Origin of the sequence: Tigheibacillus halophilus, assembly GCF_042683165.1 — a bacterium.
Lineage (GTDB): Bacteria > Bacillota > Bacilli > Bacillales > Amphibacillaceae > Tigheibacillus > Tigheibacillus halophilus.
Genome location: NZ_JBHUIZ010000003.1, coordinates 160,678 through 175,643 on the forward strand (window position 1 = coordinate 160,678; position 14,966 = coordinate 175,643).

Annotated in this window: 16 protein-coding genes and 1 pseudogene; 16 read left to right on the top strand and 1 reads right to left on the bottom strand. The window is 42.4% G+C overall.

Annotated features, from left to right (window positions below; all coding sequences use genetic code 11):
- Positions 1-250 precede the first annotated feature (250 nt).
- The 16 genes from ACFSMW_RS01250 (at position 251) to ACFSMW_RS01325 (ending at position 14,073) form a co-directional block, all read left to right on the top strand.
- Entirely contained in the window at positions 251-988 is a 738-nt protein-coding gene (locus ACFSMW_RS01250) for an AzlC family ABC transporter permease (protein ID WP_390352308.1), read from the top strand.
- The gene (locus tag ACFSMW_RS01255; RefSeq protein ID WP_390352310.1) at positions 985-1,278 is read left to right on the top strand and encodes an AzlD domain-containing protein; all 294 of its coding nucleotides are present in this window, start codon (positions 985-987) and stop codon (positions 1,276-1,278) included. The genes ACFSMW_RS01250 and ACFSMW_RS01255 overlap by 4 nt, the downstream gene beginning before the upstream one ends.
- Before the next feature lie 150 nt (positions 1,279-1,428).
- A complete protein-coding gene (locus tag ACFSMW_RS01260) occupies positions 1,429-1,788 on the top strand; it encodes a phage holin family protein (protein WP_390352311.1) in 360 nt (119 codons plus the stop codon).
- A gap of 211 nt (positions 1,789-1,999) precedes the next feature.
- Positions 2,000-2,938 carry an HPr(Ser) kinase/phosphatase gene (hprK, locus tag ACFSMW_RS01265; RefSeq protein WP_390352313.1) on the top strand — a complete coding sequence of 313 codons (939 nt, stop codon included), beginning with the start codon at positions 2,000-2,002 and terminating at the stop codon, positions 2,936-2,938.
- A gap of 15 nt (positions 2,939-2,953) precedes the next feature.
- Entirely contained in the window at positions 2,954-3,790 is an 837-nt protein-coding gene (gene lgt, locus ACFSMW_RS01270; RefSeq protein ID WP_390352315.1) for a prolipoprotein diacylglyceryl transferase, read from the top strand.
- Between the two features lie 53 nt (positions 3,791-3,843).
- A complete protein-coding gene (ppaX, locus tag ACFSMW_RS01275) occupies positions 3,844-4,497 on the top strand; it encodes a pyrophosphatase PpaX (RefSeq protein WP_390352317.1) in 654 nt (217 codons plus the stop codon).
- Positions 4,481-4,999 carry an acyltransferase gene (locus ACFSMW_RS01280; protein WP_390352319.1) on the top strand — a complete coding sequence of 173 codons (519 nt, stop codon included), beginning with the start codon at positions 4,481-4,483 and terminating at the stop codon, positions 4,997-4,999. Before ppaX ends, ACFSMW_RS01280 begins: the two co-directional genes overlap by 17 nt.
- 16 nt (positions 5,000-5,015) lie before the next feature.
- On the top strand, positions 5,016-5,561 hold the full coding sequence (locus ACFSMW_RS01285) for a glycerol-3-phosphate responsive antiterminator (protein WP_390352321.1): 546 nt from the start codon (positions 5,016-5,018) through the stop codon (positions 5,559-5,561).
- Between the two features lie 360 nt (positions 5,562-5,921).
- Positions 5,922-7,583, top strand: a complete 1,662-nt coding sequence (locus tag ACFSMW_RS01290; protein WP_390352323.1) for a glycerol-3-phosphate dehydrogenase/oxidase — start codon at positions 5,922-5,924, stop codon at positions 7,581-7,583.
- 213 nt (positions 7,584-7,796) lie between these two features.
- Complete coding sequence (locus ACFSMW_RS01295; protein WP_390352325.1) at positions 7,797-8,810, top strand: tetratricopeptide repeat protein; 1,014 nt, start codon at positions 7,797-7,799, stop codon at positions 8,808-8,810.
- Between the two features lie 78 nt (positions 8,811-8,888).
- Positions 8,889-9,845, top strand: a complete 957-nt coding sequence (gene trxB / locus ACFSMW_RS01300) for a thioredoxin-disulfide reductase (protein ID WP_390352327.1) — start codon at positions 8,889-8,891, stop codon at positions 9,843-9,845.
- 318 nt (positions 9,846-10,163) lie between these two features.
- Positions 10,164-10,637, top strand: coding sequence for an NUDIX hydrolase (locus ACFSMW_RS01305; protein ID WP_390352329.1), 474 nt, complete (start codon positions 10,164-10,166; stop codon positions 10,635-10,637).
- A gap of 39 nt (positions 10,638-10,676) precedes the next feature.
- Entirely contained in the window at positions 10,677-11,558 is an 882-nt protein-coding gene (rapZ, locus tag ACFSMW_RS01310) for an RNase adapter RapZ (RefSeq protein WP_390352331.1), read from the top strand.
- Position 11,559: 1 nt separating this feature from the next.
- Positions 11,560-12,516, top strand: a complete 957-nt coding sequence (locus ACFSMW_RS01315; RefSeq protein ID WP_390352333.1) for a gluconeogenesis factor YvcK family protein — start codon at positions 11,560-11,562, stop codon at positions 12,514-12,516.
- Positions 12,517-12,722: 206 nt separating this feature from the next.
- Positions 12,723-13,664 carry a DNA-binding protein WhiA gene (whiA, locus tag ACFSMW_RS01320; protein ID WP_390352335.1) on the top strand — a complete coding sequence of 314 codons (942 nt, stop codon included), beginning with the start codon at positions 12,723-12,725 and terminating at the stop codon, positions 13,662-13,664.
- Positions 13,665-13,797: 133 nt separating this feature from the next.
- A complete protein-coding gene (locus tag ACFSMW_RS01325) occupies positions 13,798-14,073 on the top strand; it encodes an HPr family phosphocarrier protein (protein WP_390352337.1) in 276 nt (91 codons plus the stop codon).
- 57 nt (positions 14,074-14,130) lie between these two features.
- Here the strand turns inward: ACFSMW_RS01325 and clpP are convergent.
- Positions 14,131-14,721 (bottom strand): annotated as a pseudogene (gene clpP / locus ACFSMW_RS01330) (ATP-dependent Clp endopeptidase proteolytic subunit ClpP); the annotation flags it as partial.
- Between the last annotated feature and the right edge of the window lie 245 nt (positions 14,722-14,966).

Consider the following 14,966-nt stretch of genomic DNA (forward strand, 5'->3'; position numbering starts at 1 on the left):
CAAACAAATTGTGTAATTCAACTATTTTCTGCCAAAGCTTTCACCAACCGCTTTGTCTCTATTGCTGCTTAGAAAACAATCTACTTCGCAATTCGGATATCCATTATTTGATTTTCATGACGTGAAAATAATTAAACCGAATATACACCCTGAAATAAAATAAGTCAATTACTATTTTCATCGTTCAAAGGCCTTTTTTATTTATTAGAAATCCGCTATAATTGTTGCAATTCATGGAAAGGAAAGATATATGGTGGAAACAGCTAAATTGAAAAGTTCTCATGATAACCAATCATCATATATGTTTCGTCAAGGTTTCCTTGTCGGTTTTCCCATCATGATAGGTTACCTGCCGGTTGCTGTGGCATATGGCGTCCTGGCGAAGCAGGCTGGATTGTCCCTGTTCGAGTTGACAACAATGAGTGTCCTTGTTTTTGCTGGTGCGAGTCAGTTCATGGCGGTCAATATGATAGCAGTAGGGACAGGTATGCTTGAAATCGTTATCGCTGTCTTTATTTTAAATTTCCGTCACTTTGTAATGAGCTTGTCTTTCATGAACCGGATGCGCCCAGTGCACCTTAAATGGAAAGCGCCGCTTGCATTAGGATTGACGGATGAAACTTTTGCAGTATCATCGCTGCACCCGGAAAAAGCAGCGAAAAAACAAGGGAGCTTGTTTTATGTCATCTTATTTTTAACAGCATACATTGCATGGATTGGGGGTTCTTTCTTAGGAGGTATCCTTGGTGAAATAATTCCGGAAAGGCTCAGTCAAAGCATGGGTATAGCACTTTATGCCATGTTTATTGGCTTGCTTGTGCCCGCTGTGAAGAAACAGTGGCGGCTGGCTTTGATCGCTTTGATGGCCATGCTGATCAATGTTATATGTTTGGAAGGTATTCATATGAGCTCCGGCTGGGCGATTGTGCTTGGTACCGTCATTGGGGGCGCTAGTGGTGTGTTCTTGTTGAAGGAGGATGACGCATGATTCTGGCAATTATTATCGGTATGGCAGCAGTGACCATGATTCCTCGAGTCATTCCTGCATTTGTAGTCGAGAAACTGCAATTTCGCGGTTGGGTCAATCGCTGGCTGAATGCCATCCCTTTTGCTGCACTGGGTGCGCTTATCTTTCCAGGTATCTTGTATGTCAAGGAAGGAACTCCCTTGGTCGGGATTATTGGAGGGGTTGTAGCGATTGGATTGGGCATGCTCGGGCTGAATGTTATTCTAGTCGTGGCTGGTGCGATCCTTACTGTGTTCCTGTTACCGTTTTAAGAAGGAAGCATCATTGCGCTTCAATAGTGCCTTGTTTAGGGTTCAGCAGATATTGATTCCCATCCTTGCAGGATGATTGAACAGGAATAGCCTGAATGGTATGCTGTATGCTATACGGATTAAGACCCGAAGATGACGGGAGGAAAAGATATGCTTTTAAGAGGAATATTGTCCATTGTATTAAATGCAGTTGCTTTGCTGGTAGCCGCCCAAATTTTCAGCAACTTCCATTTGGATGGATTTTCCACAGCGATTGTTGCCAGTATCATTTTGGCGATATTGAACGTCATAGTCAAACCGATTTTAATTATATTGACGCTGCCGATTACAGTGCTGACGATGGGACTGTTCTTGTTTATTATCAATGCTATCACATTGATGATCACCCAATCCATTATGAAACCAGCGTTTGAAATTGATGGGTTTGGCACAGCGGTGATAGCTGCATTGGTCATTTCACTCCTCAACTTATTCTTAAACAAACTGATAAGAGATACGATGAGAACGTAGGCGTTACGCCTGCGTTTTTTCTTGGGAAAGCGGAATTTTCACGCTTTGCGTAAGATTTATTGGCACCTGAGGCCCTCTATTCGCAGGAAGTCTTCCAAAGAGGAGAAAGTAACAGCCTGATTTATTTGTTTCGGATAGTATATGAATGATTCTACCGTTTGCTGAAATATGCTACAATGTAAAACAGTTAGGAATAATGGAGGTGCTCCATATGACAATGGTCGTACGCACACAGGATTTGCTTGGACAATTCAATTTGACGCTTGTTGCTGGAAAAGATGGTGTACATAGAGAAATTACAACGAGTGATATCTCACGTCCGGGAATTGAAATGACAGGTTATTTCAAATATTATCCAGCTGAAAGGCTGCAATTGATTGGAAAGACAGAAATGGCCTATTTTCTGGATTTATCAGAAGAAGAACAGTGGGATCGGGCGAAACGTCTATGTACAGATGTAACCCCGGGGATTGTCATTTCCAGAGGCATGGACATTCCACAAACCATGATTGAAGCCGCAAACGATTCTGGTGTCCCCATCTTGCATTCCCCAAGAAAAACAACGAGGGTTATTAGTCGGCTGACAAATTATTTAGAGTTGAAATTCGCTCCCTCTACTGCTATCCATGGCGTGCTGGTAGATATTTACGGGGTGGGAGTTCTCATTACCGGCCAATCCGGGGTCGGCAAAAGCGAAACGGCATTGGAATTAGTAAAAAGGGGACATCGGCTGGTTGCAGATGACAGTGTAGAGATTCGTCAGGAAGATTATGATACATTGATAGGGAACTCCCCCGAATTGATCGAACACTTGCTGGAAATTCGTGGTCTTGGGATCATTAACGTCATGAAGTTATTCGGTGTAGGGGCTATCAGAAATTATAAAAAAATCTCTTTTATCGTCAATTTGGAGATATGGGATGAAAAAAAACAATATGATCGTCTGGGCCTTGATGAACAGACATTGAAAATCATGGATGTCAGTCTCCCGATGGCAACCATTCCTGTCAGACCAGGCAGAAACCTGGCTGTCATCGTCGAAGTGGCTGCAATGAACTTTCGCATGAAAAAAATGGGCGTCAATGCAGCTGAGGAATTTTCACAGCGATTGACCACAATGATTGAACAGGGAAAAGATGAAACGGAATAAGATGGGAGTGTTTTGATGTATTGTGACGCACCGACATACAGCCGTGTTTTTTTACAAATTGGATCACTGCCGATTTATTGGTACGGTGTCATTATCGCCGCAGGCGCGTTCTTAGGGCTGCTGCTGGCCACGAGAGAAGCAAATCGGCTTGGCATGCAGAAAGATTTGATGGTCGATTTAGTCGTTTTTGCTATTCCGATTGCCATCATTTGTGCAAGAATTTATTATGTCATATTCGAATGGAAACAGTATACAAGCGGACCTTGGTGGAAGCCATTTGCTATTTGGGAAGGCGGTATCGCTATTCATGGGGCTTTAATTGGGGCTGTCCTGACGGCAATTATCTATGCCAAAGCAAAAAAAGTTTCTTTTTGGAAACTGGCAGATATCGCTGCGCCAAGCCTCATATTGGGACAAGCCATCGGCCGCTGGGGAAATTTCATGAACCAGGAAGCCCATGGAGGGGCGATGACTGAATATGCGTATACACATTTTCATCAATTTGTCCCTGACTTCATTATGAATCAAATGTGTATCGACGGTATCATGTACTACCCTACCTTTTTATATGAATCTATATGGGATTTGCTTGTACTCATCTTCTTATTGGTTCTTCGAAGAAAGAATCCATTGAAGGGCGTCGTGTTTTTAAGTTACTTGATCGCATATTCCATCGGCAGATTCTTTATCGAAGGGCTGCGCACGGACAGTTTGTATATCATTGGCTCGCTGCGTACTGCGCAAGTGATTTCTATCGTGTTGATTCTAGGGGCGGCCATTTTAATGATTTACCGCAAATTTTCCGGGCTCGCGGACGAACGCTACAACGGTGAAAAAGTTTTAAAGAAATAAGTCTATTAGGAAAAAGAACTGGGAATTCATAAAATAACGAGGGGAGCCACTCCATGAAAATAGATACGATACTATTCGATTTGGATGGGACATTGATCGATACAAATGAATTGATCAATCAATCCTTTCTATACACATTCAAGCAGTATGGCCAGCGTTTCAGCGATGAAGAAATAAGGGCTTTTAATGGCCCGCCTTTGCTCGATACGTTCCGTGCGATTAGTGAAGAAAAGGCCGAGGAAATGATTGCGGCATACAAGCGCCATAATCTGCATTTTCATGATAGGTATGTTACTGCTTTTCCGGAAGTCATAGAGACAATCAGGAAATTGAAAGATGCCGGCATCAAAACAGCCATTGTCTCAACAAAGGCCAGGGAAAGTGTCCATAAGGGATTGAACCTGGTCGGTCTTGACGGAATGTTTGATGCTATTATCACATTAGATGAAGTAACGCATGCAAAACCGCATCCTGAACCGATCCATAAAGCACTTGGCCTTCTTGACAGCTCTGCGGAACATGCCCTGATGGTCGGCGATAACTATCATGATATCGAAGCAGGAAAAAATGCTGCTGTTGCTACTGCCGCTGTCGCCTGGTCACATAAAGGAGAGGCGTTTCTTCAGACATTCAAACCGGATTACATGCTGCATTCTATGGCGGATTTACTGGATATCACAGGGTGCTGTTATGCGAAAAACAGATAGATACCCTGTCGATCACGCCAATTCCTTGTGGAAAGTGTACCATACTGTTTCTTTTTGGAAAGTGGCCAGGAATTTCATCGTCATACAAATGGCGAGAATCACACCTTTTTTTAGCGTGAAAAACTGGATGTACCGTACATTTCTCGGGATGCATGTCGGTGAACAAACAGCGTTTGCGCTGATGGTTGTCCCGGATGTGATGTTTCCAGAGAAAATAACTGTTGGAAATAATTCTATTATTGGCTACGATACGACCCTGCTGGCGCATGAATATTTGATAGGAGAATACCGGCTTGGTGAAGTTCGTATCGGGGATCGAGTCATGATTGGAGCGAATTCAACCGTGCTTCCCGGTGTAACGATCGGTGATAATGCCATTATTTCAGCAGGTACGCTTGTGCATAAGGATGTACCGCCAGGCGCTTTTGCAGGGGGTAACCCGATGCGCATCATTTATACTGCCAAAGAGATGGAAGCACGTCGCCAGGAGCGGAAACCATGAAAGGAAAGATGCTGAGATGGAAATTCCAAGAGGTGTTCTGCCTGCAGTCAGGCGTATGAAAGATTTTGAAGATGCCTTGCAGACAAAGCAGGAGACCATTGTCCTGCTAGAAACCAGGATTTCGCAGCTTAAGAGTCTTGTCACCTATGCCAGACGCACTGCGAAAACAGTTTTGTTGCATGTGGATTTGATTCAGGGACTGAAGACAGATGAGTATGCAATGGAATTCCTGATACGGGAAGTGAAGCCGGACGGTATCCTATCCACCAGAGGCAATGTCATCAATCTTGCAAAAAAACATGGTTTGCTCACCATACAGCGCATTTTTTTGTTGGATAGTCTCGCATTAGAGCATAATGTTAGTCTCGCGAAAAAACTTAAGCCGGATTGTGTGGAGGTTTTACCGGGTTTGATTCCAAGTATGATCGAGCATATTCATGATCAGACTGGTTTACCAGTCATTGCAGGCGGCTTGATCAAAAGTGCCGAGCATATCGATATGGCATTGAATGCTGGTGCTGTAGCTGTCTCCACATCAGATAAACACTTGTGGAACAAATGAGTTGATAAACCCCTTATACCGTGGTAAAATATAATTAAGTTAATAAACATAGGCCGGAGATACGGAGAAACCGCGACAGCTGAATGCTTGGCATTTGGCATGTTTGCGGTTTTTTTGTGCAATATAATAGATGCGAATCGTCCTTTCATCACGTGAAATGGGTGGCGATAACCTTACACTTTTCAATGTGAATGAAATGCATTTGCTCGTTCAATCAGTAAATGAGGAGCTGCTCCGTCCCTGTGTGAATCATACATCCATACATGATTTTCCTGTAAAAAGGGTATAGTCGTAAAGGGTGAAAGTACGTGAATGGGCACAGCCCGGGAATGAATATTATAAATATAGGAGTGACTGGCAATGGGTGAATTTTCAAGTTTTGATCGTGAAAATATCAAAGAAAATATTAAAAAAACATCATTGGATGTACTTGTCATTGGAGGAGGCATTACGGGATCTGGAATCGCATTGGATGCAGCAACTCGTGGCTTGAATGTTGCTGTTTTTGAAATGCAGGATTTTGCTGCTGGTACATCTAGCCGTTCAACCAAACTCGTACATGGAGGTTTGCGTTACTTGCAGCAATTTGAAATCAAACTTGTTGCTGAAGTAGGGAAAGAACGCGCAATCGTGTATGAAAATGGTCCGCATGTAACCACACCAGAATGGATGATGCTGCCATTTCACAAAGGCGGTACATTCGGCCCTTTCACGACAAATATTGGTCTGCGTCTGTATGATTTTCTGGCTGGTGTCAAAAGATCGGAACGTCGCACAATGCTCAGCCCGGAACAGGCACTGAAAAAAGAACCACTGATCAAAAAGGATGAGTTGAAAGGCGCAGGCTACTATGTCGAATATAAGACAGATGATGCACGTCTAACTATAGAGGTAATGAAGAAAGCAATCGAAAAAGGGGCCTTGGCGCTAAATTATATCAAGGTGACCAACATGCTTTATGATGATCAAGGTAAACTGATCGGTGTGCAAGCAGAAGACCAGATATCCAAAGAAAAAATGGAAATACACGCCAAAAAAATCATTAATGCTGCCGGACCATGGGTAGACAAACTGCGTGATCTGGATAATTCCAACAAAGGAAAGCATCTGCAATTATCAAAAGGGGTTCATTTGGTATTTCCACAATCAGTCTTTCCGCTGCAACAAGCCATTTATTTTGATACACCGGACGGCAGGATGGTTTTTGCAATACCTAGGGAAGATAAAACGTATGTAGGGACAACAGATACTTTTTACGATGGTGATATTGCGCATACCACAATGACGACAGAAGATCGTGACTACATCCTTAAAGCGATCAACTATATGTTCCCTACTGTCAATTTGACAGCAGACGATATGGAGTCCAGCTGGTCGGGTGTCCGCCCGCTGATTTCAGAAGAAGGTAAAAAACCTGGTGAAATCTCTCGTAAAGATGAAATTTTCATTTCTGATTCAGGTCTCATTTCCATGGCTGGCGGTAAATTGACTGGTTACAGAAAAATGGCTGAGCAAGCAATTGATACGGTTGTGAAACAACTGAAAGACGAAAGCGGGATTCTATATCAAGATTCGGAAACAATGCATTTGCCGATTTCAGGTGGAGAAGTCGGCGGTTCCAAAGGGTTCATCTCCTTCAAAGAACAAAAGATACAAGAAGGCGCAAAACTTGGCATTGAAGAGGCTACTGCTGCCCATCTTGTACAAAAATATGGTTCAAACATTGATGCGATCTATGCGTATTATCAAGAAAAACAAAAAGAGGCCGATACGGAAGGTATCGATCCTGTCGTGTTCGCTCAGCTATTGTACGGCTTGGAACATGAACTTGTATATAAGCCGGTCGACTTTTTCGTTCGCCGGGCGGGTGCATTGTTCTTCCATATTCAGTGGGTGAGAGATCATAAAGAAGCTGTCATTGCTTATATGGCAAAAGCCTTGAAATATAGTGATGCACAATTGAAAGAATATACGGAAGAACTGGATACTCTGCTTTATGAAGCAACACATCCGGTAGACTGATGTAATGGATAACAAAGCTCCAAGAATACTGCAGCAAGCAGTAAATCTCTTGGGGCTTTGTTTTGGCTGGATGACGGCCTTGGTCGGGGTATGCTGCTGTTTAAAAGCCCAATGCGAAACATCCAGCATTATACTGTATAAAATGATTGTAATCTATGTTATACTTGTCAACAGAAATCAAGAAACGCACGAAATAAATGGGGTAAACATACTATGCAGCAATCGCAAAGCAAAACAAATCCGACAAAAAACCAGAAGATAATCCCTTTTGTCCCGGAAGGCGATTTTTATTTTGTCCGGGGAGTCAAAGCTTTTCAAAGAAGGAAATTTGACGCAGCGACAAAGTGGCTGAAAATCGCAATTGGCAAAAATCCGAAAGATCCCGTATTCAAATGCCAGCTTTCGGTCGTATATACTGAGATCGGTGCCTATCATGAAGCGAACCAACTGTTGACGGATGTATTGATGAACGCCAAAGACGTTTACGTAGATTGTTATTATCTGCTGGCAAACAACTATGCGCATTTAGGTCTCATGGATGACGCGAGAAAATACGCAAACCAGTATTTGAAAGAAGATCCTGAAGGTGATTTCGTGGAAGAAGCGAAGGATTTACTGGAATTGATTTCTTTTGAAGAAAGTGAAGAGGAAGAAAACGCAGAATGGGATTTGGAGGATGAAGATGAGCTGTTGATTTATCAGGAGACAGCTTTTTATTATGTAGAAAGCCGTCAGTGGCACAAAGCACTTCCTATATTGGAACAACTGCTTGAATCTTTTCCACAACATCAACAGGCGAAGCATGAGTATGCGCAGGCGCTTTTTTTCAGTGGTTCGAAGCAGCAGGCAATGGATATCGAAGAAGAGAATCTTGCCTTGAACGATCATTCGTTATACAGTCATGCCAATCTGGCACTGTTTTATTTCCTGGATGATCAGGAAGAAGCATATGAAAAGCATATTCGTGCATTACTAAATGTATATCCGATGCATGAACAACAGAAGCTGATGGTTGCCTGTACCCTAGCAAGGACCGGCCATTTGGATGAAGCTTTTAGGCGGTTTAGAAGCTTGAAAAAGGGAGATATGGATAGTCAGCTCTCCTATTTTCGCTGGTACAGTTATACACTTCACATAACCGGAAATCATGAAAAAGCTGTGGCCCTTTGGGGAAAAGGGCAGGCGAAACATCCTATTTTAAATATGGAGAATGCGCCTTGGGAATGATGAGCAGATAAATGGACGAAAAACGCACCATCCTTTAAGCTAGGGTTTGGTTAATATAGAAGAAAAGAGGCGACAAACATGTCAGAAGAAACAATGTATGATGTGATCATAGCGGGTGCGGGCCCGGCGGGTATGACAGCAGCCATCTATGCTTCACGCGCCAATATGGAAACGTTGATGATTGAAAGAGGAATTCCAGGCGGGCAGATGGCGAACACGGAAGATGTCGAAAACTTCCCTGGTTTTGAAAATATATTGGGCCCTGACCTATCTAACAAAATGATGGAGCATGCTAAGAAATTTGGTGCAGGGTATGCTTATGGCGATATTAAGGAAATCATCGATCATGGCGACTACAAGACAGTGGTAGCTGGAAAAAAAGAATACAAAACAAGAACATTGATCATCGCTACGGGAGCTGAGCACAAAAAACTGGGCATCCCGGGGGAAGATGAATTATCTGGACGTGGCGTCTCCTATTGTGCAGTTTGTGATGGCGCGTTTTTCAAAAATAAAGATCTGGTTGTCATCGGCGGAGGAGACTCTGCGGTGGAAGAAGGCATGTATTTGACAAAATTCGCGGACAAGGTTACTGTCATCCATCGCCGTGATCAATTACGTGCACAAAAAATTATCCAGGAACGTGCATTTAACAATGAAAAAATGGACTTTCTCTGGAATAAACAAGTGAAAACCATCAATGGTTCTGAGGGAAAAGTCGCCAGCGTCACTCTTGTTGACCGAATGACTAATGAGGAGACGGAGTTTCCAGCCTCAGGTGCATTCATTTATATCGGAATGCTGCCATTAAATGAACCATTCCGTTCCTTGGGAATCACAAATGAAGAAGGATACATCCTGACAAATGAAAACATGGAAACAAAGATTCCAGGAATTTTCGCTGCAGGAGATATTCGCGATAAAAAATTGCGTCAAATCGTGACTGCCACTGGTGACGGAAGTATTGCCGCAGAAGCAGCACAGGGATATGTAGCAGAATTAAATGACAGACTGAAATCTGCCGCAGCTGAGTGAGAAAGAAAATGTTGTCCGAAGTGAAAAGTAATTTCATTTTAACTTAGCTGTAACACCACCGCAATAAACTTTGGGTACAATATAAATAACTAATTGACCCCCTTTTTTATAAATAGAATTAGTTGTTTTGCACAGATGCCTATCATCTGTGCCTTTTTTTTTGCCCGCTTTGAATACAGCTTTTCTTCATACAGTTCACCGCATGATTTGTTAGAAAAAATGTATTTCGAAAGTGTTTTTTGCAGGATTGTCGCTTGCGATGACATTTCCCTGTATAATGGAATCAGTATGATTTTGATTGAAAAAGGTGGTCTTGCTATGCAACGTGTTGCGAATTGTATATTAATGCATGAAGGGCAAATACTGCTGCTGAAAAAACCGAGCCGGGGATGGTACGCGATGCCTGGTGGTAAAATGGAAACCGGAGAGACAATCAAGGAAGCTGCGGTTCGTGAATATAGAGAAGAGACCGGCATTCACCTAAGGGAACCTCAGCTTGCCGGCGTGTTCACTTTTAATATTTTTAACCAGGACCACTTGGATGATGAGTGGATGATGTTTACATTTGTGTGCAAAGAATTTTCTGGAGAACTGAATGCTTATTGCAGAGAAGGTGAGCTGGAATGGCAGCCGCTGGAACAAATAGCACATTTACCAATGGCAGCAGGCGACAGAAAAATTTTTGAACATGTGCTTGTTTCCAACAAGATACTATATGGAAATTTTGCTTATACAAAAGATTATGAATTACTGCATAGCCGGCTTGACCCGCAGCAGATGGATAATGGGTGAACATAATTAAATTAAATAAATAGGAAAGGAATGAAGTCGATGGCAACTGAACAAGAAACAAAATTAGTTATCATTACAGGTATGTCAGGAGCAGGAAAGACTGTTGCCATTCAAAGCTTTGAGGATTTAGGGTACTATTGTGTCGACAATCTGCCTCCGGCACTGCTGCCAAAATTTCTTGAATTGATGCGTGACACAACCAATAACATTCATAAAGTTGCATTGGTGATGGACTTGCGAGGCAGGGAATTCTTTGATTCGCTGGTTGAATCACTCGATGTTGTGGGTGATGAGGATTGGCTCCATGAGCATATCTTATTCCTGGATGCTCATGATGAAAAGCTTGTAAGCAGATATAAGGAGACACGGCGTTCCCATCCATTGGCTGTTGGAGATCTTCCTTTAAAAGGGATTCGACAGGAAAGAAAGCTTTTGGATGAACTGCGGGGCAGGGCACAGCGGATTATTGACACGACGGACCTGAAGCCGAAGGACTTGAGAGAAAAAATATTACGGGCTTATTCTGAAGAAAAACAAGAAATTTTTTCTGTTCATATGGTGTCCTTTGGCTTCAAATATGGCCTGCCAATCGATGCGGATCTGGTTTTTGATGTTCGCTTTTTACCTAATCCGCATTATGTTGCCACTTTGCAGCCTTTGACAGGGTTGAATCAGGATGTGGCTTCATATGTATTCAAGTGGAACGATACGCAGCGTTTTCAGGAGAAAGTGCTTGATTTATTGAGTTTCATGCTTCCACTTTATAAAAAAGAAGGTAAATCACAGCTTGTGGTCGCTATTGGATGTACAGGCGGACAGCATCGATCTGTCGCTCTGGCAGAATACTTTGCTAAAAAACTATCTCCAGAGTATATAACGCATATTAGTCATCGTGATATCGACAAAAGAAAGGGTCATTAATATGGACGAAAAAAAGCGAATCGTAGTAATTGGCGGGGGCACCGGGATGCCGGTCCTGCTTCGTGGGCTTAAAAATTTGCCAATTGATTTGACTGCACTGGTTACAGTTGCTGATGATGGCGGAAGTACCGGCAGACTTCGCAGTGAAATGGATATCCCTGCACCTGGCGACATCCGCAATGTGATTGCAGCCCTGTCGGATGTAGAGCCGATGTTGATAGAGCTTTTCCAGCACCGTTTTGCAAATGGGAATGGCTTGTCCGGGCATTCCATGGGAAACCTTTTGTTGGCCGCGATGACCTCTATCACCGGTGATTTCTATACCGGAATCAAGGAGATCTCCCGTGTGTTGAATGTAAAAGGTACCATTTACCCCATTTCAGATGAAAACCTTTATTTGCATGCTGAGATGACCGATGGTTCCATCGTTTCAGGGGAATCCAATATTCCGCTGGCACAAAAAAAAATCAAGCGTGTCTTTTTAAGTCCGCAACTGATTCATCCTTTTCCAGGAGCATTACAAGCAATTGAACAGGCTGATCTTGTCGTCATTTCTCCGGGGAGTCTTTATACGAGTATTATGCCGAATCTGATCATTCCAAGTGTGGATAAGGCAATTCAAAAAACGAATGCCCAAGTGGTTTATGTCTGTAATGTGATGACACAGGATGGAGAAACAACAGGTTACACTGCATCTGATCATGTGAAGGCGATCAGCGCTCATATCGGCAATGGCACTATTGACAAAATTATTGTACAGGATGAACCAATCAGCAAAGCGATGCAAGAGCGCTATGCAAAAGAAAATGCAGAACCAGTCATCAATGATGTTGATGTGCTAAAGAAAATGGGTCTGGACGTCATTGAAGGAGATATGATAGATCACCAGCGATCAGCCCTAAGGCATGATACAAAAAAAATCGCAAAACTGCTATATTCCATTATGTCGCAGAAATGAGGTTGGTTTATTTATGTATTATGTAAGAATCACCTTTCCGCATAAATAAAATGCGGTATTAGCAAAATCTGCATGGCATGTTTTCCGGTCTCCAATTACTACATACCAGATTGGCAAAGTCATTGGTACAACCAGAAAAAGTATGACCTGTCCCATGAATGCATAAAGAAATGCGGCAGGCATTTTAAATAAAGGGGGGCATCAGCTTGTCCTTTGCTTCAGAAATTAAAAAGGAATTGACGACGATTGTATCAGATCCATGCTGTATGCAGGCTGAACTGGCCGCATTGATTCGAATGAACGGCGTCATCTCTTTTTCGCAGCGCAGGTATACACTTGATGTGCAAACAGAAAACGCAGCTATCGCACGACGGATTTATACGCTGATTAAAGCGAAATATACGATGCCGCTTGAACTGCTTGTCCGCAAGAAGATGAAGTTGAAAAAAAATAATGTCTACATCGTCAGATTGAAAGAAGAAGTGCAGGAAATGCTTCAGGATTTGGAGATTTTCCAAGGACCATACCAGTTTTCTCGGAGTATTCCCAAAGTTTATGTAGAGAAGGACTGCTGTCTCAGAGCCTATTTAAGAGGAGCGTTTTTAGCAGGCGGCTCGATCAATAACCCCGAAACTTCCTCTTATCACCTGGAGATCTTCAATATTTACGAGGAACACAACCATGCTTTATGTGAGGCACTGAACCGTTTCAATCTTAATGCAAGGGAACTGGAGCGCAAGAACGGCTTTATAGTATATATGAAAGAAGCTGAAAAAATCACGGCCTTTCTGAGTATTATCGGGGCACATAATGCATTATTCAAGTTTGAGGACGTTCGTATTGTGCGTGATATGCGCAACTCTGTTAACAGGCTGGTAAACTGCGAAACGGCCAATTTGAATAAAACGATTGGTGCAGCATTTCGCCAAATAGAAAATATCAAGTTTATCGATGAATCTGTCGGTTTGCATAAATTGCCGGATAAATTGAAAGAAATTGCCATTGTTCGGGTGGAGCATAGTGATGTTTCCTTGAAGGAGCTCGGTGAGTTGATTCCGAGCGGTAAGATATCCAAGTCAGGAGTGAATCACCGTTTAAAGAAAATCGACGAATTCGCTGAAAAAATCAGACAAGGAGAAATTGTTTAGTTTCTTTGTTCATAATGAAAAAGATTCATGATATAATATGGACAGTAAATACTGTTGCCTTAATTGATTCTACATATGGGCGGCAGTCTTTTTGTACAAGATTGACAGCGTATACATGGAAAGGATGATGGAGTTGGTTGAGAGGTCTGTGACCGTCACGCTTGAAACCGGACTGCAGGCTAGGCCTGCTGCACAGTTCGTACAAGATGCAAATCGATATGCTGCGCATTTATTTCTGGAAAAAGACGGAAAAAGGATTAATGCCAAAAGTATTATGGGATTGATGAGTCTTGCTGTAACACAAGGAGAAACGATTTTGCTAATAGCGGATGGTCCTGATGAAGAGGATGCTTTAAACTATCTCACCACATTCGTTGAACAAAAGGAAGCAATGAGCGAAGAACAGTGATAATATAGCATAAGAAAAAACCCTACCAGCAATATGCCGATAGGGTTTCCATATTGATTAGTCAGGTTTTCTCTCCAGTACTTTGTCAATCAACCCATAGTCTACTGCATCTGCAGCATCCATGAAATTGTCACGGTCCGTGTCACGGTTAATCACTTCAATTGGCTGGCCGGTACGTTCAGACATAATTTGATTTAGTTTTTCACGCATTTTAATAATTCTTTTTGCGTGAATTTCAATATCTGTTGCTTGGCCCTGTGTGCCGCCAAGTGGCTGGTGAATCATGATTTCACTGTTTGGCAGCGCAAAACGTTTGCCTTTCGCGCCAGCGTTTAGCAAGAATGCTCCCATCGACGCAGCCATACCAGTGCAGATAGTGGAAACATCAGATTTAATGAATTGCATCGTATCATAGATTGCCATCCCTGCAGTGATAGATCCACCTGGGGAATTAATGTAAAGTGAAATATCTTTCCCAGGATCCTCAGCTTCCAAGAATAGTAATTGTGCTACAATCGTGTTGGCAACATTATCGTCAATCGCGCTGCCAAGCATGATGATGCGATCTTTCAACAGTCGGGAATAAATATCGTATGCACGTTCTCCGCGGTTGGTTTGTTCGATGACAGTAGGTATCAAAGCCATAAGTGTTTCCTCCTTATTTTTCGTTTAATTTTTATCATATTTACATGATAGCTAAATGGTCAATAAAGGTCAAACAATAACGCTTCAAAAATTGAAGAAATTACCTGCAAACATATTCTCCATTTTTCCCTTGGGAAACGCAAAATAAACCTTTATCATGCCCAGGTTTTAATTTCTGGAAAAGCAATCGTAAAAAGCCTTGTACATTCTGCACAAAGGAGTTATAATAGCCTATGTGCCCAAAATAG

Excerpts from the sequence above, each read along its gene's own strand:
- trxB (WP_390352327.1), top strand. The coding sequence starts at position 8,889 with ATGTCAGAAGAAACAATGTATGATGTGATCATAGCGGGTGCGGGCCCG.
- ACFSMW_RS01255 (WP_390352310.1), top strand. The coding sequence starts at position 985 with ATGATTCTGGCAATTATTATCGGTATGGCAGCAGTGACCATGATTCCT.
- ACFSMW_RS01260 (WP_390352311.1), top strand. The coding sequence starts at position 1,429 with ATGCTTTTAAGAGGAATATTGTCCATTGTATTAAATGCAGTTGCTTTG.
- ACFSMW_RS01280 (WP_390352319.1), top strand. The coding sequence starts at position 4,481 with ATGCGAAAAACAGATAGATACCCTGTCGATCACGCCAATTCCTTGTGG.
- ACFSMW_RS01290 (WP_390352323.1), top strand. The coding sequence starts at position 5,922 with ATGGGTGAATTTTCAAGTTTTGATCGTGAAAATATCAAAGAAAATATT.
- ppaX (WP_390352317.1), top strand. The coding sequence starts at position 3,844 with ATGAAAATAGATACGATACTATTCGATTTGGATGGGACATTGATCGAT.
- ACFSMW_RS01315 (WP_390352333.1), top strand. The coding sequence starts at position 11,560 with ATGGACGAAAAAAAGCGAATCGTAGTAATTGGCGGGGGCACCGGGATG.
- ACFSMW_RS01250 (WP_390352308.1), top strand. The coding sequence starts at position 251 with ATGGTGGAAACAGCTAAATTGAAAAGTTCTCATGATAACCAATCATCA.
- lgt (WP_390352315.1), top strand. The coding sequence starts at position 2,954 with ATGTATTGTGACGCACCGACATACAGCCGTGTTTTTTTACAAATTGGA.
- rapZ (WP_390352331.1), top strand. The coding sequence starts at position 10,677 with ATGGCAACTGAACAAGAAACAAAATTAGTTATCATTACAGGTATGTCA.
- ACFSMW_RS01295 (WP_390352325.1), top strand. The coding sequence starts at position 7,797 with ATGCAGCAATCGCAAAGCAAAACAAATCCGACAAAAAACCAGAAGATA.
- ACFSMW_RS01285 (WP_390352321.1), top strand. The coding sequence starts at position 5,016 with ATGGAAATTCCAAGAGGTGTTCTGCCTGCAGTCAGGCGTATGAAAGAT.
- hprK (WP_390352313.1), top strand. The coding sequence starts at position 2,000 with ATGACAATGGTCGTACGCACACAGGATTTGCTTGGACAATTCAATTTG.
- ACFSMW_RS01305 (WP_390352329.1), top strand. The coding sequence starts at position 10,164 with ATGCAACGTGTTGCGAATTGTATATTAATGCATGAAGGGCAAATACTG.